We start from the raw sequence: 18,069 nt of genomic DNA on the forward strand, positions 1-18,069 counted from the left end.
GATGCCGCGGTTGGAATTATTGATTGTGGCTCAGCGCGTTGGACAGCAAACGCGCCGTGATGTCGACGATGGGTATCACCCGCTCATAGGACATCCGGGTCGGTCCGATCACGCCCAGCGTGCCGACGATCTGGCCATCGACGCCATAGGGCGCCGTGACCACGGTGACCTCATCCATGGGAACCAGCTGAGAATCGCCGCCGATATAGATCTGCACGCCCTGCGCACGGCTGGAAACATCCAGCAACTGCAGCAGATCGGTCTTTTTTTCGAACAACGAGAACATCTTGCGCAACCGGTCCATGTCCGACGCGATGTCGGTTACATCGAGCAGCTTGCGCTCTCCGGAGATCACCACCGAATCGCCCTCGTCCGCAGCCTCGGCGCCCGCCTCGACCGCGGCCTGCATCAGGCGCGAGATGTCCTCGCGCAACTGCGTCAGTTCGGTCGATAGCGTACGGCGCACCGCGTCGAACGACTTGCCGGAGAAATGCTGATTGAAGAAATTGGCGGCTTCGAGCAATTCGCTCTCGGCGTAGTCGCGCTGCACCTGCATGATGCGGTTCTGCACGTCGCCATCCGGCGTGACGATGATGAGCAGCACGCGTTTGTCCGTCAGCCGCACAAACTCGATCTGACGAAACACCTGCGCCCGCTTGGGCGTGAGCACCACGCCGGCGAATTGCGTCAGATTGGACAGCAAGGCAGCAGCCGCATTGACGGCCCGGCTGGGCTCGACCATGGGCAGCAGCTCGGTCATGTTGGCCGGCTCGAACTGATACGGATGCACGGCCAAGAGGGAGTCCACGAACATCCGATAACCCCGGGGCGTGGGTACACGGCCGGCCGAGGTATGCGGACTGTGTATCAGCCCGAGCTCCTCGAGATCGGCCATCACGTTGCGGATGGTCGCCGGAGACAGGTCAAATACCTTGGATAGCGTACGAGAACCCACCGGTTGCCCGTCGGCGATATAGCGTTCAATCAACGCTTTCAACAAAGCTCGTGCGCGGTCGTCCATGTGACTATTTTATGGAAAGTTTTGCCAGGAGGCGATTTTTGTCCTCCGACATGATATGCGGCCCCATATAATCGCCTGATACGCTTCACGAATCCACTGAAACCCGCTCATGCACTTTCCTATCGTCGCCCTGATCGGACGCTACCAGGACACAGGCCTGGATGCGCCCCTGCGCACGCTTGCCGACATGCTCACGCAAGCCGGCCGCCGCGTTCTGGTCGATGCCGACACCGCGCGCAACACCGGCGTCCATGAGTACCCCGAAGCCACCTTGCAGGAGATCGGCGAGGCCGCCTCGCTGGCGGTGGTCATGGGCGGCGATGGCACGGTGCTGGGCGCGGCCCGGCACCTTGCGCCCTATGGGGTGCCCCTGGTGGGCATCAATCACGGCCGCCTGGGTTTCATCACCGACATCCCGCTGCAGGACGCCCGCAATGCGCTGGCACGCGTGCTGGATGGCAACTTTCAGATCGAAGAGCGCATGCTGCTGCAAGGCAGCGTCTGGCGCGGCGACGCACGCATGTACTCCGCCTCGGCGCTCAACGACGTCGTGCTCAACCGCGCCGGACGCGGCGGCATGATCGAAATGCGCGTCGAGCTCGATGGGGTGTACATGTACACCCAGCGCGCCGACGGCCTGATCATCGCCACCCCGACCGGCTCGACCGCCTACGCCTTGTCGGCCGCGGGCCCGCTGCTGCACCCGGGCCTCAATGCCATGGTGCTGGTGCCGGTGGCGCCGCAAAGCCTGTCCAACCGCCCCATCGTGATTCCTGACACGGGTGTGCTGAACATGACGCTGACGGCGATCGGCCGCGTCGAGACCGGCGCCTCGGTGCATTTCGACATGCAGACCTGGTCGGATCTGCAACTGGGCGACCGCATCACGGTGCAGCGCGCCCCGCATACCGCCCGCCTGGTTCATCCCCAGGGATACAGCTTTTTCTCCACCCTGCGCCGCAAGCTGCATTGGAATTTGATGCCGCAGGCCACCGACAACATCGAGTAATCCCGGCAGCGCCCGCCATGTTGCGAACCCTGCATATCCGCGACTTCGTCATCGTCGAACAGACGGAAATCCATTTCGGTTCCGGCTTCACCGTTTTCACGGGTGAAACCGGCGCCGGCAAATCCATTTTGGTCGATGCGCTCGCACTCGCCTTGGGCGAGCGCGGCGACGCCAGCGTGCTGCGCGAAGGCGCCGCCAGAGCCGACATCACGGCCATCTTCGATACGCCCGCGCACTTGTCCGCCTGGCTGGCCGAACGCGAGCTCGAGCCCGCCGAAGAGCTCTCCCTGCGCCGCGTCATCGATGCCCAGGGGCGCAGCCGCGCCTACATCAATGGCATGCCGGCCACCGTGACGCAACTGCGCGAGCTGGGCGAGACGCTGGTCGACATCCATGGCCAGCACGCCCATCAGAGCCTGATGCGGCCCGACGCGCAGCGCGATTTGCTCGATGCGCACGGCGGGCATGCCGAGCTGCGCCAGGTCGTGGCGCAAGCCTGGAAGCACTGGCGGGGCCTGGCTCGCCAGCTCGAATCCGCCGAGCAGGACGCCGAGGCGCTGGCCACTGAACGCGAGCGGCTGCAGTGGCAGCTCGACGACCTGGATCGCCTGGGCTTGGCCGAAGGCGAATGGGACACCCTGCAAGCCGAACACAGCCGGCTGTCACACGCGCAATCCCTGCTCGACGGCGCTGGCCAGATCATCGAAGCGCTGGATGGCGAGCAGGATTCGGCGCTCTCGCGCCTCAATGCCGCCACGCATCGTCTGCAGCAGATGCAGCGCCACGACAGCGGCCTGAACGCCATCGCCGACGAGCTGGAGTCGGCCCGCATCGCCATGAGCGAAGCGATCTCCGACCTGAACAACTATCTCAGCCGGGTAGAGCTCGACCCGGACCGCCTCAATGCCGCCGAAGCCCGGCTCAGCGCCGTCTTCGACACCGCGCGCAAATTCAAAATCGAGCCCGAGAATCTCGCTGCCCTGCATGCCTCGCTGCGCGAGCAATTGGCCCGGTTGCAAGCCGCGGGCGACGTCGAGGCCCTGCGCGCCCAAGTCCAGGCCGCGCAAGCGCAGTACGACAGCGCCGCGGGCCTGCTCAGCCAGGCACGCCAGCGCATCGCCCGTGATCTGAGCAAGCACGTCAGCCGGGCCATGCAAACGCTATCCATGAGTGGCGGCCGCTTCGAAGCCGCCCTCACAGCAGGACCGGCCAGCGCGCAAGGCAACGAAACCGTCGAATTTCTCGTCGCCGGTCACGCCGGCACCACCGCCAGGCCGCTGGCCAAAGTGGCGTCTGGCGGTGAACTGTCACGCATTTCGCTGGCCCTGTCAGTCATCGCCAGCCGTGCCGCGCGCGTACCCACCCTGATCTTCGACGAAGTCGACAGCGGCGTGGGCGGCGCGGTGGCCGAGGTCGTAGGCAACCTGCTGCGTGAGCTGGGCGAACGCCATCAAGTGCTCTGCGTGACCCATCTGCCCCAGGTGGCGGCTTGCGGCAACCATCAGTTCCGCGTGAGCAAAAGCGAAAAGGCCGGCGTGACGCGTTCGCGCATTGCCGAGCTCGGCGCCGATGAGCGTATCGAGGAAGTCGCCCGCATGCTGGGCGGCATCACCATCACGCCCACCACGCTCGACCATGCTCGCGAAATGCTGCAAAACACCCACTCGGCCTGACCGCCCATCGCCCGCTCGCGGCGGGCGTTGACGCAAAAAAACCCGGCGCCAGGCCGGGTTCAGTGCTTTACCGAAGCGATCAGTTGCGCTGGCAATCCGAGCACATGCCATAGAGCACCATGGCATGGCTTTCCAACACAAAGCCATTGTCCTTGGCGACCTTGTGCTGACGCTTTTCGATATCGGTGTCGGAGAACTCCACCACCTTGCCGCAATTGGTGCAGATGAGGTGATCGTGATGATCGCCATCGTTGAGCTCGAACACCGCCTTGCCCGTATCGAACTGGCTGCGGCTCAGGATGCCGGCCTGTTCGAATTGGGTCAGGACGCGGTACACGGTAGCCAGGCCGATCTCGACGCTCTCGCCGATCAGCGCGCGGTACACATCTTCGGCGCTCAGATGGCGTTGGTCCGACTTACGGAAAATGTCGAGAATCTTGAGGCGGGGAAAGGTCGCCTTCAAACCCATGTTCTTCAATTCGCTCTGGTCGCTCATGTAGTCGCTCTCCGTCCACTGAGGCAAGTCGCCGAAGCCCGGCCCTACCACGTCCTGCAATGCGGCCCCATTTTCGCACTGCCGCCTCGCCAGAGCGAGGCAATCTTCCAGACCTTGGCGGGCCAGCGCCGCAATTCCTGCTGCCTTGCGGAACTATCCGTTATTTAAACCTTTATGATAACGGTTTTGTCCGTTTCCAATAATAGGGGCGCGTAGTGTCCATGATTGCTCGTAATCCCTCCCGGCCCGTCAAGGCGGTGCTGGGAACCCTGGTGCTGGCCGCGGCCCTGGCCGGCTGCTCTTCTGGCAAATGGGGCTTCCCCTACCGCGCGGACATGCAGCAAGGTAACTGGATCACTCGTGAACAGGTCGCGCTGCTGCAGCCCGGCATGTCTCGCGAGCAAGTCCGCTTCGCGCTGGGCAGCCCGACGCTGACCAGCGTTCTGCATGCCGACCGCTGGGACTATCCGTACTACTTCAAGCCCGGCTACGGCAAGGCTCAGGAACGCCACTTCACGGTTTTCTTCGAGAACGACCGCCTGGTGCGCTGGGACGGCGATCAACAGCCCGAACTGCAGCCCTTCCAGATCAACCTGCCCAACGCCGCCGCCCTGGAAAAAGCCGACAACGCCGAGATCGCCGCCGAGAAGCGCGCGGAGCAGGCCGAGAAGACCGAAGCCACGCACTCCAACGTGCAGATCAACAGCGCGACCCAGCCGGCCACCAGCACCCCGGGCATGCCCGGCAGCTCGCCCGAACCCCTGAAGTAAGCCCAAGGACAGACAATGCGTATCGCAATTGCCGGCGCCAGCGGCCGCATGGGCCACATGCTGATCGAGGCCATCCTGAACACGGATGGCGTCGAGCTCGCCGTCGCCCTGGACCGCAAGGCCTCGCCCTCCCTGGGTCAGGATGCCGGCGCCTTTCTGGGCCGCGACACGGGCGTGCTCATCACGGACGATCTGGACAGCCTGGCCGGTGCCGACTGCCTGATCGATTTCACGCGCCCTGAGGGCACGCTGGAGCATCTGCAGGCCTGCCTGCGGCATGGCACGCGCATGGTGATCGGCACGACCGGCTTCGACGATGCCGGCCGCGCCGCCATCGAAGTTGCCGCGCAAAAGATCGCCGTGGTGTTCGCGCCCAACATGAGCGTGGGCGTGAACGCCACGCTCAAGCTGCTGGACATGGCCGCCCGCATTCTGAACAGCGGCTATGACGTCGAAGTCTTCGAAGCCCATCACCGCAACAAGGTCGACGCCCCCTCGGGCACCGCGCTGGCCATGGGTGAAGCCGTGGCCTCGGCCTGGGATGTCGCCCTGCCGGACGTCGCCACCTGGACGCGCCATGGCGAAACCGGCCCGCGCAAGCCCGGCACCATCGGCTTTTCGGTCGTGCGTGGCGGTGACATCGTGGGCGACCACACCGTGTACTTCTGCGGCACGGGCGAACGCATCGAAATCACCCACCGTTCGAGCAGCCGCGCCACCTATGCCGAAGGCGCCGTGCGTGCAGCCAAGTTCCTCGATGGCAAGCACAACGGCCTGTTCGACATGCAAGCCGTGCTCGGTCTCTGATCGACGCACCCTCAAGCGAAGAAGCCGGCTCACGCCGGCTTCTTCGCTTTGGGCCATCACCGCAGCACGACAGGCTCGGGCTCGAGCCGCACACCGAAACGCGCCAGTACATCCGCTTCGATGGCCGCGGCCAACGCCAGAATATCGGCTGCCGTGGCTCCGCCGCGGTTGACCAGCACCAGCGCCTGGCGGTCATGCACGCCGGCCCGGCCCAGGTCGCGGCCTTTCCAGCCGCATTGATCGATCAGCCAGCCGGCCGCCAGCTTGTAGCGCCCATCGGCCTGAGGATATGACACCAGCGCGGGAAAGCGGGCCAACAACGCATCCCGCGTCTCGGCATCAACCAGGGGATTCTTGAAGAAACTCCCGGCGTTGCCGATCACCGCCGGATCGGGCAGCTTGGCGCGCCGGATCTCGCACACCGCCTGAAAAATCGACCGAGCGTCGGGGGCTGCGTCCTGCAACGCAGGCCAGCGCTGCAAATCGGGATAGTTCAGCACCGCACGCCAGGGACGCGGCAAGGCAAAGCGCACGCGCGTGATGAGCCAGCGTCCAGGCTCGCGCTTGAACACGCTGTCTCGATAGGCAAAACGGCACTCCTGGGCCGAGAACTGCACCAAGCGCCCCTGATGCAGGTCCCAGGCGCACAGGCTATCGAAACGATCGGCAAGCTCCACCCCATAAGCGCCAATGTTCTGCACCGGCGCGGCGCCCACCGTACCCGGGATGAGCGCAAGATTCTCCAGCCCGTCCCAGCCCTGCGCGATGCAGTGAGCGACGAAGTCATGCCAACGCTCGCCTGCCCCGGCTTCCACGATCCAGGCCTGCGCGCGCGCCTCGACCAAGCGTATGCCGCGCAGCGCTACCCGCACGACCAGCTCGCGCAGGGACTCGCCCAGCACCAGATTGCTGCCGCCACCGAGCACCAGACAGCCGCCGTAACCGGCCGCCAGCGCGCTCAGGGCCGGCAACTGGGCCTCGTCTTCCAGGGTAATGAATGCAGAAGCGCGCGACGCCAGCCCGAAGGTGTTCAAACCGCGCAGATCCTGGCCCGTAGGCACAAGAGAAATTGACATGGGCAATAAAAGCTATGCTATAGTTTCTGTCTTCGCTCATATTACTTGAACGACTGATTTGTCTGAGCCCGGCCCGGCTTTCTAGCCCGTTATCAAGCTCTCTTGATACACGTTGCCGCACTCAACACCGCAGTGAGTTTCACCGCAGTTTGCACAAATCAAAAATTCATGTACAATGCGCGTCTTTCGTGAAAACAGTGTCGCATTGAACTGCGTTCAAAAACGAAAACCCCTGCGGGAATAGCTCAGTTGGTAGAGCGCAACCTTGCCAAGGTTGAGGTCGCGAGTTCGAGACTCGTTTCCCGCTCCAAATTCCGATGTACAGGCCTGCGCCTTGTACAGCACGCAAAAAAAAGGAGCTTCGGCTCCTTTTTGCGTTTCTGGCTGCCACGCGCGGCCCTCGCTCCGAAAACGACAAGTACGTCACCTGCCGACCAAAGCGCAGCGCAGCCGCTCGTGCGCGCACTGCCTTTTGTCCGCCGCTTGCGACCGCCCCCATCCGGTAGGTCAAGCGCTCGCGGGGCGCCACACCGCATTGCGTGGTCCGCTCGACCGACTCGCTGCTTAGCAGTACGCGCCCTTCACCCCTCCCAAAAAGCCGGCGCCCCCAATCAACCCTCAACCACCTGCGCCGCCAGCGGATCAGCGTCGAAAGCTGCTAGCTAGGGAAAACGCTTAGTTTGCATACGAATGCATAGATTTTAGTCTGCATACGTATGCACAACTAACCAGAGAGCTCCATGATCCGCTATCTCAAACGTGGCCGTGACGTTCAAGCCCGCCACGCCGATGATCTCGCCGTTCGCAATACCGTCGAATCCATCATCCGCGATATTGAGCAGCGCGGCGATTCCGCTGTGCTCGAATACAGCAAGAAATTTGATAACTGGGCACCCGAGGACTTCCGACTGTCGCAGGCCGACATCGAACAGGCGATGAAGAGCCTATCTGCTCGCGAACTGGAAGACATTCGCTTCGCCCAGACCCAGATTCGCAATTTCGCCCAGATTCAGCGCAACTCCATGCTGGATGTCGAAGTGGAAACACGCCCAGGCGTATTCCTCGGTCATCGGCACATTCCTGTCAATGCGGTCGGATGCTACATCCCCGGCGGCAAGTACCCTTTGCTGGCCTCAGCGCACATGAGTGTGCTGACTGCGAAAGTGGCCGGGGTAAAGCGCGTCGTCGCCACGGCGCCGCCTTTTCAGGGACGACCGCATCCAGCCATTGTTGCCGCCATGCACTTGGCCGGTGCTGACGAAATTCTCGTTCTGGGTGGCGTGCAAGCGGTCGTTGCGATGGCGGTAGGAACGGGCAGCATCGCTCCCGTCGACATGTTGGTGGGCCCCGGCAACATGTTTGTCGCTGAAGCGAAGCGTCAATTGTTCGGCCGCGTCGGGATTGATCTGTTTGCCGGCCCGACAGAGACCTTGGTCATTGCAGACGATTCGGTAGACGGCGAGCTCTGCGCCGTTGACCTTCTCGGGCAAGCTGAGCATGGTCCGACTAGCCCCGCTGTGCTGCTCACCGATAGTGAAGAGCTGGCTCAGGCCACGATGCGCGAAATCGAACAGCAACTTCTAAAGTTGCCGACCGCAGGAATCGCTGCTCAGGCATGGGCCGACTTCGGCGAGATCATCGTCTGCGACTCGCGAGAAGAAATGCTACAGAAAGCCGACGAGATTGCCTCTGAGCATGTTCAAGTGATGACGCGCGACCCAGATTGGTTCCTCAACAAGATGACCAACTATGGTGCGCTATTCCTGGGCCCCCGCACGAACGTCGCCTTCGGCGACAAAGTCATTGGCACCAACCACACCTTACCCACCAACAAGGCGGCGCGCTATACCGGTGGTCTGTGGGTAGGTAAGTTTCTGAAAACGTGCACCTTCCAACGTATCAGCTCGGATGCAGCAAGCGCTGAAATAGGCGAGTACTGCTCCCGCTTGTGCCACATGGAGAACTTCGCCGGCCATGGAGAGCAAGCGAACATCCGCGTGCGTCGCTATGGCAGCCGTGCCGAGGTGCCATGGTACGAGCCCGTCCCGGAGTTGCTGGCGTGAGTACAGAGCGGCCGCTTCCCACTTTCAGTGGTTTCAGACTGGAAGGCCGGCGCGCATTGATCACGGGCGGCAGCCGTGGCCTGGGTTTGGCTAGCGCTGCGGCGCTGGCTCAAGCCGGCGCACGTGTCACGTTGGCGTCGAGGTCAGCCAACGACCTCGAGGTTGCCTGCTCGGCCATCCAGGCACAGGGCGGCAGCGCCGATTGTCTCGTCCTTGACGTCACGGACGCCTCCGCCGTGCAAAGCGCGCTACGGCAACGCCCTCCCTTCCAGATACTGGTCAATAACGCTGGTATGAATCGGCCGAAGCCGCTCATCGAGACACCCGACGAGGATATCGACGCTGTTCTCGCTTTGAACGTGAAGGCCGCGTTCTACGTGGCAAGAGAAGTCGCTCGTACCTTACTGGCAGCGAAGCTACCCGGATCGATTATCAACGTCTCATCGCAGATGGGACAGGTTGGCAGCCCGCGCCGCACACTCTACTGTGCGTCCAAACATGCCATCGAGGGGATGACCAAGGCGCTAGCCTGGGAGCTCGGAGCGTCCGCCATTCGTGTCAATACTTTGTGCCCGACGTTCATTGAGACGGAACTCACGGCCCCAATGTTCGAGGATCGGAAATTCCGCGAATTTGTGCTCGAAAGAATTGCGCTTGGACGACTCGGAAGACTCGACGAAGTGATGGGTCCAGTTGTTTTTCTTGCGAGTGACGCCTCCAGCTTGATGACGGGAAGCGCCTTGATGCTCGACGGAGGCTGGACAGCGGCATGAAAGCAAAAGTGACCGCCCATGATGTCGCCCGCCTGGCCGAAGTGTCGCAGTCAGCCGTGAGCCGCGCCTTCACGGCGGGGGCAAGCGTCGCGCCCGAGACTCGTGACCGAATACATGCGGCGGCCCGAAAGCTCGGCTACCGGCCCAATGCCATCGCCCGCAGTCTGATCACTCGACGCAGCCGAATCATCGGCTTGGTCATGAGCTACCTGGAGAATCAGTTCTATCCCTTGGTCATTGAGCGGCTGTGCCAGGCGCTACAACAGGATGGCTATCACGTATTGCTGTTCATCAGTGAAACCGAAGATGCGGACAACGTTCTGACCGACATTCTGCAATATCAGGTCGACGGCATCGTGATGGCATCCACCACCCTGTCGTCGGAGCTGGCAAATGACTGTATTACCGCGGGGATACCGGTAGTCCTTTTCAATCGGATGGCGAAGCTGGGTGCTCAAGGCCAGTACTCGACGAGTTCGGTCACCTCGCAGAATAGGGCCGGTGGCCGATTGATCGGAGACCTCTTGATCCAAACAGGTCACCGCCGCATAGCTTGGTTGGCGGGGTCAGAGAACGCATCGACAAGCCGCGACCGGGAGGAAGGACTATTCGAAGCGCTGTCATCGGCCGGCTTGAAGCTCTATGCCCGGGCAGTAGGAAACTACGATTTCTCCGATGCCCAAGAGGCCGTCTTGCAATTGTTCTCGGATCCTGCCACCCGCCCCGATGCCTTATTCGCGGCCAATGACCACATGGCCATCGCCGCCCTGGAGGTTCTCCGTTGCCAGCTCCGGATGAACGTCCCCCAAGACGTATCTATCGTCGGGTTTGACGATGTTCCTCAGTCGGCCTGGCCTTCTTTCAATTTGACCACGGTCCGACAGGATGTCGAGCAAATGGTGGACGCCACGCGAACCATTCTTCTCGAACAAATCGGGGGGCAGGTATGGGGCCGTCGGGTCGCCGTGCCTTGCGTGCTCGTCGAACGCGGCACCGTGCGTAACCGCAGAAACAATGACTCATTCTGATCGCTGACCCCGGAGACGACATGACGAAAAACGTCGAAGTTCTGGCCCTGTGCAAGCACCGACCCATTGCAGTGATTGGCGCTGGACTGGTGGGCGCCGGTTGGGCCGTTGTCTTTGCCCGTGCAGGTCTCACGGTAAAGATGTACGACACGAACATCGAAACCACTCACACTGCGATGCGGCTGATCAAAGAACAACTCTCATCGCTGAGCGATCACGGACTCATCGACGAAGACCCCGGTACGGTAGCCGCTCGAATAACTCCTGTGCCCACGTTGAATGAAGCTATCGCCGGCGCCATATACGCACAGGAATCCGTGCTTGAACGCGTCGAAGTAAAACGAGGCCTGATAAGAGATCTAGATGCTTGCGCGCCGCAGGATATGGTCGTGGGGAGTTCAACCTCCGGCATACCCGCCTCCGAGTTTTCACTCGGGCTGCCCATCTCTCCCAGAGTCTTGACGGTACATCCAGTCAACCCGCCCTATCTCATTCCCGTCGTCGAACTCGTTCCCTCCACTCAGACCTCTATCGAGTCTATTGAGTTCGCAACATCCTTGATGAATGCATTGGGCCAGACCGTGGTCCACGTCCGCAAGGAGGTGGAGGGCTTCGTACTCAACCGCTTGCAGGCAGTTCTCCTACGCGAAGCTTGGGCACTCGTCCAGGAAGGCGTGGTCAGTTGCGAAGATGTAGACAAAACCGTTCGCGATGGGCTGGGCTGGCGCTGGTCTTTCATGGGCCCGTTTGAAACCATCGACCTCAACGCGCCACAAGGCGTGGCGGACTACGCCGAGCGGCTTGGCCCTCTCTATCAACGCATCGCTCAATCTCGTCAACACGATTCACCTTGGGATGCAGGGCTAATAGAAAACGTCGCGTCCCAGCTGCGGCAGCACTTACCACTGTCCGAACTCGAAGAAAGAAGGGCTTGGCGCGACCAACGCCTGATGGAAATCGCCTCTGCCAGGCGCACGAAGCAGCAGTAGCCCCCCCCGGCAAAGAATCCGCCCCTTTGTCAACAAAGCATGGGCCGCAGGATAAAAAACCAAGCATTTCACAAAAAATGAGGAGACAGAAAATCATGAACTTCAAATTATCAAACAGAGCCAGATTGCATATCTTGGGTGCCGCACTCACCCTGATCGCAATAGGTGTACCCACGGCGAAGGCGCAAGGTGACTATCCATCCCGGCCAATTCGTCTGATTGTGCCTTTCGCGACGGCGGGAGTAACCGACACGAGCGCCCGCATCGTTGCAGAGAAACTTGGTCAGAAGTTAGGTCAGCAGGTAATCGTCGAAAACAAACCTGGAGCAGCGGGCAACATCGGCACCCAACTGGTTGCGCAGGCTGAACCTGATGGCTACACCCTGGTACTTGGCTATGACGGAACGCTAGTCATCAATCCAAACGTCTACGCCAAAGTGCCCTTCGATTCTGTCAAAGACTTCGCCCCGATAGGGAAAATCGGCGACGCCATTCTTCTGATTGCAGCCAACCCAAAGATTGGTGTGAACAACTATTCAGAACTTCTGACATATGCAAAGACCGTGCCAAATGGTCTCTCGTACGGCAGCGCGGGCACTGGCAGCACAAGTCATCTTGCGGGCGAGATGCTGCGTCAGCGAGCGGGAGTTCCCATGACTCACGTCCCCTATAAGGGTGGCGGTCAAGCCTTGATCGATGTCGTTGGAGGCACGCTCCCCATCACCTTCGCCGCCGTGACAGGAGCGATGCCGTTTATCAAAGGAGGACAGATAAAAGCTATCGCAGTGACTTCCCGTCAGCGCGCGCCCTCGCTACCGGATGTGCCGACGCTCAACGAAAGCGGCTTACCGGGTTTCGAGATCAGCTCATGGGTTGGTCTACTCGCTCCTGCTCGCACTCCAAAACCGATTGTCGACAAGCTGAGCACGGCGCTAAAGCAGGTAATGGAAGACCCGGACATGCGAGATCGCCTCGCAGCGCTAGGCATTGTTGCTACACCGGGCTCAGCCGATGAGTTTGGACAAGAGATCTCCCGCGACCTGGAGAAGAACAAGTCCATCGTCAAAGCCGCCAACATTAAACTCGACTGATTGTCAGCAATGACCACTTTATTCGACAAAATATGGGTGTCGCACTCTATCGCCAGGAATGAGAGCGGTGAAGACCTGATTTATATCGATCGGCACCTGGTTCAGGAGGTCTCCAGCCCGCAAGCCTTTGCAAGTATGGCTGAAAGCGGACATACGCTTCGATCATCGGCGCGTCATATTGCTGTACAGGACCATAACGTCCCGACTACGGCCGACCGCTTGACCAACATCCCCAACGAACAAAGCCGCATCCAGATAGCCACATTACGCAACAACACGCAAGAAACAGGTATGCGGCTATTCGACTTGGACCATCCATTGCAAGGCATTGTCCATGTCATCGCGCCGGAGCTCGGGTATGTGTTACCTGGCAGCACAGTGGTCTGCGGCGACTCTCACAGCGCCACGCTTGGAGCGATGGGCGCATTAGCGTGGGGCATAGGTACATCGGAGGTTGCTCACGTCATGAGCACTCAAAGCCTATGGATGAAGAAGCCCCGCACCATGGGCGTTCGCATTGCTGGCGCGCTTCCGCTCGGGACCTATGCTAAGGATCTCGCCTTGGCGCTCGTACACCAAATCGGAACGAGCGGCGGTACGGGCTACAGCATTGAGTACCACGGCCCGACGATTGATCTCCTCTCAATGGAAGCGCGACTGACACTGTGCAATATGACGATAGAGGCCGGCTCTCGGTTCGGACTTATCGCCCCGGACAGCACGACACTGGACTACCTTCGCGATAGGGTCACAGGCGCTGCGCGGGAGCACTTCAACGACGCAGTGAGAGCCTGGTCAGCCATGCGAACCGACTCGACATCTGACTATGACCGCGAAATCGAATTCGACGCGTCCGCGCTTGCTCCCCTCCTGACATGGGGAACGACCCCGTCGGAGAGCACGGTATTCAGTGGCAGAGTTGGCGACGGCGCGGACTATAAAAATCAAGAAGAAACTCGACGCCTGGAGGAAAGCTTACTCTACATGGGCCTGCGACATGGCCAAGCCATTTCTTCGGTTCCCATCGACGTCGCCTTCATCGGCTCGTGTACCAACGGCCGCCTGGAAGATCTGCGCGCAGCGGCAGAGATTGCACGCGGACGCAAGGTGGCGAAGGGAGTACGTGCCCTCGTGGTGCCGGGTTCAAGCAGCGTCAAGCGAGCCGCGGAAGCGGAGGGACTGGCCCAGGTTTTTGTGGACGCAGGCTTCGAATGGCGCGAATCCGGATGTTCCATGTGTATCGGCATGAATGGCGATAGCCTCTCGCCGGGCGAAAGATGCGCATCCACATCCAATCGAAATTTCGAGAACCGCCAAGGTCAAGGCGGCCGGACTCATTTGATGAGCCCCGCAGCGGTAGCGGCATCCGCGTTGCAAGGCAAGTTGACTGATCCCCGAGAGTACATCGTATGAAGACAGTGATCGCAGAAGTGTATGGCCTGGCCGCGCAGATTCCGCGCGACGATGTCGATACAGACGCCATCTTTCCAGGCAGGTTCTTGCGCCTGGTGGAACGCAAAGGTCTGGGAAAGCACCTATTTGCGGACTGGCTGGCCGAGGGCCGTTCTGAAGTTGAGTTTATGAACAGTCCGTCTCCAATCCGCATATTGGTGGCTCGTCAAAACTTTGGCTGTGGATCATCCCGAGAGCATGCGGTGTGGGCTCTGTCAGATTACGGCGTTGGAGCGGTCATTGCCCTTTCTTTTGGCGACATCTTCCGCAATAACTGTGTAAAGAATGGCCTGGTGGCGGCAACGGTCAAACCAAGTGACCACAAACGTCTCACCGACGCCTTGAACAGCTTTCCAGAAGCTCCCTTGCTCTTGAGAATCGCCACAAGTTCGCTGACGCTCACAACCGGCGAGGAGATACCCGTAGCTTTGGCTGACGGGCATGCCGAGCAGCTCCTGTCGAGCGAGGACGAGGTTGACCGCACGCTCAAACATGAAGCCGCCCTGCGCGCGTATGAATCCCGCGTTCAACGCGAGCAACCCTGGCTGGCCTCTTTGGACTGAATACATCGATTACTTCACATTGGAACTGATATGGCAAATCCCATTCTTAGAGAGAAGATAACGTCGGGCGAGTTCATCGTCGTGCCAGGCGTGCAAGACATGATCGCCACCATCATGGCAAAAAAAGTGGGCTTCGACGTGATCTATGGAAGCGGCTATTGGCTAACTGCGTCAAATCTTGGACTTCCTGACGCGGGAATTGCCACCTACACCCAAATGGTGGATCGGATGCGAACCATAACCCGTACAACGTCGGCAGCATTGATCGCGGACGCAGACACGGGTTATGGCGGCCTCCTCAATGTCCATCACACCGTTCGGGGCTACGAACAAGCCGGAGTTACCGCTATCCAGATCGAGGATCAAGAGTTTCCAAAGAAATGCGGTCATACGCCCTATAAAAGATGCGTCCCGGTCGAGGACATGGTGGAGAAAATAAAGGTCGCGTGCGAAGCGCGGGATGACAAGGCTAACTTCCTTGTCATCGCCCGCACGGACGCGCGCGCCAGCTTGGGCATGGATGACGCAATGCGACGCATGGACGCCTATGCCAACGCAGGTGCCGACATTTTGTTCTTCGAAGCGCCTCAAAGCGAAGAGGAAATGTATCGAGCATGTGAGGCTTTTCAGCTACCCATGATGGCCAACATGGCTGATGGCGGAAAAACACCCATCCTGCCGGCCAGCGTACTGAAGGAAATAGGCTATTCACTCGCCATTTTTCCGGCGATGACCAGTCTTGTGGCCGCCGCCGCTATGGAAAAGTCTCTCCGCCATCTCAAGCAAGCAGGCACCAGCCTATCTCCGGAAATACCCATGGCCGACTTCAACGAGTTCTGCCGCCTGATCGGTTTCGAAGAGGTTTGGGACTTCGAGAAGCGCTGGGCACGCTAAGCGGCAGATCCCGCGCAGCCGCACGGGGTTACCCCTTAGCCCTATTCCAGGATGTTCAATACGCCCAAATAAAAAACAGGTGGAGACTGACATGCCGAAACACCATACTGCCAAACGTCTTTCGCAGAGCGCGACGAAGCAAATCCGTGTCTCTCTAATAACCCTCGTCAGCACGTTATGCATCGCCAACCCAGTATTGGCGCAAGCCACATGGAAGCCGGAGCGACAAGTGACCATCGTGGTCCCCTATGTCCCCGGCGGGGGGACCGATGCTACAGCGCGGGCCACGGCGAAACTGCTGGGAGAACAGTGGGGGCAGCCAGTCGTCGTCTTGAATATGGCGGGAGCTGATGGGCTTATTGGCACCCGCCACGTCACCGATTCAAAGCCTGACGGCTATACCCTGCTACTGCAGACGCCGGCAATCGTATTAACAAAGCACACGCCCGCTTTCAGCGGCACCGATCCTCTCAGCCGGCTTGAACCCGTGACAAACATCGCGCAATCACCCGGCGTGATCGTGGGCAATGGAAAGTTCCCGGCGAGTTCTCTTCCCGAACTTATAAGCTACTGCAAGACCGCGCCCAGCCCCTGCTCAATGGGCACCGGAGAGAACGTCGCAAAGCTATTCGGACAGCAACTGAAGGCCGAATCCCTACCAGACCTGATCGTGGTGAACTACAAGGGCACAGCAGCAATCATCACCGACATGATCGCCAATAACGTCAACTTTGCCGTTACGGGCGTTGCCTCAGCGCTGCCTCATCAGAAATCCGGCTCGCTAAAAATAATCGCCAATCAGGGAACGCACCGCTTCAGCCAAGCTCCTGAGGTACCCACGGTCATCGAGACAGGAATGCCTGAGTATGAATACACCACGTGGTTCGGCCTATTCGCCCCCAAGGGCACGCCTCCCGAGGTAATACAGGGAATCTATAGCGCGGTAAAAGAGGCCACCGGGAAGCCCGAGCTGCAAAAAGCGATCATCACGGCAGGCGCCGAACCCTTGGCCAATACTCCTGCGGACTTCGCCTCCCAGATCCAGAAGGAAGACCGCCGCTTCACTTCTCTGGCGAAACGCTTCCCGCTGGAATGATGAAACGCACTTCGGCGGCAGCGGTGCCACAGGTGGACGCCGCGGTACGGCAGCACACCATGTGCTGCCGTAGTAGGACGTCTACTTCCAGGCAACTCCCTCCGCACCGCAACGCCTCGGTTGCGAAGGCGTGGTCAGTGCCCTCAGGCTGCCCGACTCTCTTGCAACAACCACGTTCTGAACGCCGCCAGCCTGGGAAGGTTGGCGCATTCAGGGCGATACACGACGTAGTAGGCAAGCGGCGAAACAAAATCGATATCCGGAAAGAGCCGCACCAGGCGGCCGGCTGCCAGGTCGTCCCGCGCCATGACGCTGCGGGCAAGCGCCACGCCACGGCCTTCTGCCGCGGCTTGCAGCACCGCGGCCGAATTGTTGATACGCATGCCACGCTGCGTCGCAACGCCCGCTATGCCTGCTTTGCCTAGCCAGGCTTCCCAGGTGGGAAAGGCCGCGTGCCCATCCATGGAAAGGTCGTGAATCAGGGTTTTCGCGGCCAAGGCTTGCGGCGTAGGCGCATGCGTCATGCTTTGCAGCAGCTCTGGCGAACACACCGGGTAGATGTCTTCGTCCATCAGTTTTTCTGCGGTCAGACCCGGCCAATTCCCCGTGCCGTAGCGCACACCGATATCGATCTGCTGCGCCACGAAGTCCACCGGTTTGAGACTGGTGTCCAGCCGCACGTCCGTTTCCGGATACCGGGTTTGAAAACGCTCGATGCGAGGCAGCAGCCATTTCGCGGCGAAGGCCGGGCTCGCCGTGACGGTCAGGACGCCATGGGCAGCACTTTCCTGCAGACGTGCCCAGGCCAACGCCAGGCGATCCAACCCTGAGCGAATGTCTGGCAAGACGCGTTGCGCCGCTTCCGTGGCAACGAGCCGGCTAGCCCCTTTGGTGCTGCGCAGAAACAACGCAACGCCCAGCGACTCTTCTAGGGCGCGCACGAGTTGCCCCACTGCGGCAGGGGTGACGTGCAGTTCGGCGGCCGCGGCGGAAAAGCTTTGGTGCCGGGCGCTCGCCTCGAGCGCGCGCAGCGCGGTGACATGGACGGAGGACTTCATAGACTGATAGTTTTTCTATTCATCAAGCACAGTTTATCTCGTTTGTTTTCTCCCCCTGAGCGGCCGAGAATATCGCCCAATCCCCCCATATTTCTTTAGCAAGCGCATAGAGTCCGCCACGGACGGAACTCTCCCTCCCGGCAGATTAGATAGCTTTTCTTTGTTATTTGCGGGCAGCAGGTCCACCAGCAGAAGGCGCTTGCCCGGCGA

The 18,069-nt window shown here is 60.4% G+C and carries 17 protein-coding genes and 1 tRNA gene; 14 read left to right on the plus strand and 4 right to left on the minus strand.

Annotated features, from left to right (window positions below; all coding sequences use genetic code 11):
• Nucleotides 1-16 precede the first annotated feature (16 nt).
• Nucleotides 17-1,021, minus strand: a complete 1,005-nt coding sequence (hrcA, locus tag CAL22_RS16605) for a heat-inducible transcriptional repressor HrcA (RefSeq protein ID WP_094815160.1) — start codon at nt 1,019-1,021, stop codon at nt 17-19.
• Nucleotides 1,022-1,130: 109 nt separating this feature from the next.
• Between hrcA and CAL22_RS16610 the strand changes: the two genes are divergently transcribed.
• Together CAL22_RS16610 and recN are read left to right on the plus strand one after the other, a co-directional pair.
• Nucleotides 1,131-2,030 (plus strand): NAD kinase, encoded by a 900-nt coding sequence (locus tag CAL22_RS16610; protein ID WP_094815162.1) that lies wholly within the window; start codon nt 1,131-1,133, stop codon nt 2,028-2,030.
• Between the two features lie 17 nt (nt 2,031-2,047).
• A complete protein-coding gene (gene recN / locus CAL22_RS16615) occupies nt 2,048-3,703 on the plus strand; it encodes a DNA repair protein RecN (RefSeq protein WP_094815164.1) in 1,656 nt (551 codons plus the stop codon).
• Nucleotides 3,704-3,782: 79 nt separating this feature from the next.
• On the opposite strand, the gene fur is transcribed toward recN, so the two are convergent.
• Entirely contained in the window at nt 3,783-4,199 is a 417-nt protein-coding gene (fur, locus tag CAL22_RS16620) for a ferric iron uptake transcriptional regulator (protein ID WP_094815166.1), read from the minus strand.
• A gap of 221 nt (nt 4,200-4,420) precedes the next feature.
• Between fur and CAL22_RS21235 the strand changes: the two genes are divergently transcribed.
• Nucleotides 4,421-4,969 carry an outer membrane protein assembly factor BamE gene (locus tag CAL22_RS21235; protein ID WP_244193917.1) on the plus strand — a complete coding sequence of 183 codons (549 nt, stop codon included), beginning with the start codon at nt 4,421-4,423 and terminating at the stop codon, nt 4,967-4,969.
• Between the two features lie 15 nt (nt 4,970-4,984).
• Nucleotides 4,985-5,776, plus strand: coding sequence for a 4-hydroxy-tetrahydrodipicolinate reductase (dapB, locus tag CAL22_RS16630; protein WP_094815168.1), 792 nt, complete (start codon nt 4,985-4,987; stop codon nt 5,774-5,776).
• A gap of 56 nt (nt 5,777-5,832) precedes the next feature.
• Here the strand turns inward: dapB and murB are convergent, their stop codons facing one another.
• Complete coding sequence (gene murB / locus CAL22_RS16635) at nt 5,833-6,852, minus strand: UDP-N-acetylmuramate dehydrogenase (RefSeq protein WP_208622023.1); 1,020 nt, start codon at nt 6,850-6,852, stop codon at nt 5,833-5,835.
• 234 nt (nt 6,853-7,086) lie between these two features.
• Between murB and CAL22_RS16640 the strand changes: the two genes are divergently transcribed.
• The 10 genes from CAL22_RS16640 (at nt 7,087) to CAL22_RS16685 (ending at nt 16,801) form a co-directional block, all read left to right on the plus strand.
• Nucleotides 7,087-7,162: transfer RNA gene (locus CAL22_RS16640), tRNA-Gly, on the plus strand.
• A gap of 430 nt (nt 7,163-7,592) precedes the next feature.
• Complete coding sequence (hisD, locus tag CAL22_RS16645) at nt 7,593-8,915, plus strand: histidinol dehydrogenase (protein WP_094815170.1); 1,323 nt, start codon at nt 7,593-7,595, stop codon at nt 8,913-8,915.
• Entirely contained in the window at nt 8,912-9,688 is a 777-nt protein-coding gene (locus tag CAL22_RS16650; protein WP_244193918.1) for an SDR family NAD(P)-dependent oxidoreductase, read from the plus strand. Before hisD ends, CAL22_RS16650 begins: the two co-directional genes overlap by 4 nt.
• Nucleotides 9,685-10,716, plus strand: a complete 1,032-nt coding sequence (locus CAL22_RS16655; protein WP_094815174.1) for a LacI family DNA-binding transcriptional regulator — start codon at nt 9,685-9,687, stop codon at nt 10,714-10,716. The genes CAL22_RS16650 and CAL22_RS16655 overlap by 4 nt, the downstream gene beginning before the upstream one ends.
• 20 nt (nt 10,717-10,736) lie before the next feature.
• Nucleotides 10,737-11,705 (plus strand): 3-hydroxyacyl-CoA dehydrogenase, encoded by a 969-nt coding sequence (locus tag CAL22_RS16660; protein WP_094815176.1) that lies wholly within the window; start codon nt 10,737-10,739, stop codon nt 11,703-11,705.
• 95 nt (nt 11,706-11,800) lie between these two features.
• A complete protein-coding gene (locus tag CAL22_RS16665) occupies nt 11,801-12,796 on the plus strand; it encodes a Bug family tripartite tricarboxylate transporter substrate binding protein (RefSeq protein ID WP_094816729.1) in 996 nt (331 codons plus the stop codon).
• 9 nt (nt 12,797-12,805) lie between these two features.
• Nucleotides 12,806-14,209 (plus strand): 3-isopropylmalate dehydratase large subunit, encoded by a 1,404-nt coding sequence (gene leuC, locus CAL22_RS16670; protein WP_094815178.1) that lies wholly within the window; start codon nt 12,806-12,808, stop codon nt 14,207-14,209.
• On the plus strand, nt 14,206-14,811 hold the full coding sequence (gene leuD / locus CAL22_RS16675; RefSeq protein WP_094815180.1) for a 3-isopropylmalate dehydratase small subunit: 606 nt from the start codon (nt 14,206-14,208) through the stop codon (nt 14,809-14,811). The genes leuC and leuD overlap by 4 nt, the downstream gene beginning before the upstream one ends.
• A gap of 30 nt (nt 14,812-14,841) precedes the next feature.
• Nucleotides 14,842-15,705, plus strand: coding sequence for an isocitrate lyase/PEP mutase family protein (locus CAL22_RS16680; protein ID WP_094815182.1), 864 nt, complete (start codon nt 14,842-14,844; stop codon nt 15,703-15,705).
• A gap of 91 nt (nt 15,706-15,796) precedes the next feature.
• Nucleotides 15,797-16,801: a tripartite tricarboxylate transporter substrate binding protein gene (locus CAL22_RS16685; RefSeq protein WP_094815184.1), complete on the plus strand. Its 1,005-nt coding sequence runs from the start codon at nt 15,797-15,799 to the stop codon at nt 16,799-16,801.
• 143 nt (nt 16,802-16,944) lie between these two features.
• Here CAL22_RS16685 and gcvA read toward each other — a convergent pair whose 3' ends face one another.
• Nucleotides 16,945-17,859, minus strand: a complete 915-nt coding sequence (gene gcvA / locus CAL22_RS16690; protein ID WP_094815186.1) for a transcriptional regulator GcvA — start codon at nt 17,857-17,859, stop codon at nt 16,945-16,947.
• Between the last annotated feature and the right edge of the window lie 210 nt (nt 17,860-18,069).

It is taken from the genome of Bordetella genomosp. 12, from assembly GCF_002261355.1.
GTDB lineage: Bacteria > Pseudomonadota > Gammaproteobacteria > Burkholderiales > Burkholderiaceae_B > Bordetella.